This window comes from Streptomyces sp. XY431 (assembly GCF_001279805.1).
Taxonomy (GTDB): domain Bacteria; phylum Actinomycetota; class Actinomycetes; order Streptomycetales; family Streptomycetaceae; genus Kitasatospora; species Kitasatospora purpeofusca.
The window spans coordinates 1-504 of sequence record NZ_LGDO01000319.1 but is presented as its reverse complement, the minus strand read 5'-3'; the positions used below and the strand labels follow the sequence as shown (position 1 = coordinate 504).

Annotated in this window: 1 protein-coding gene; it reads left to right on the top strand. The window is 72.2% G+C overall.

Annotated elements, in window-relative coordinates; all coding sequences use genetic code 11:
• Nucleotides 1–504, top strand: a 504-nt coding sequence (locus tag ADK60_RS24765) for an acyltransferase domain-containing protein (protein ID WP_159400563.1), incomplete at both ends; no start/stop codon positions are given.

Here is a 504-nt window from a genome sequence, read left to right as displayed (position 1 = left end):
GGGTGACGCGGACGCGGTCAGGGCGCTGGTCGACGCGCTGGTCGGTGAGGGTGTGCGGGCACGTGTGATCGAGGTGGACTACGCGTCGCACTCCGCGCATGTCGAGGAGATCCGGGAGCGTCTCCTCGTCGACCTGGAGGGCATCACCCCCCTCTCGGGTTCGGTGCCGTTCTTCTCGACGGTGACGGGCGACTGGCTGGACACCAAGGCCCTGGACGCCGGGTACTGGTACCGGAACCTGCGGGAGACGGTGGAGTTCGGGCGGGCCACGGAGGCGTTGTTGGGGGAGGGTTTCCGGTTCTTCGTCGAGGCGAGTGCGCACGCGGTGCTGGGCGTGGCGGTGGGGGAGTCGGTGGAGGCCGCGGGTGCGGATGCGGTGGTGCTGGGGACGTTGCGGCGCGGGGAGGGCGGCCCGGAGCAGGTGCTGCGTGCGGTGGGTCGTGCGTGGGAGCGGGGGTTGGGGGTGGACTGGTCGGGTGCCTTCCCGGGAGCGCGGCGGGTGGA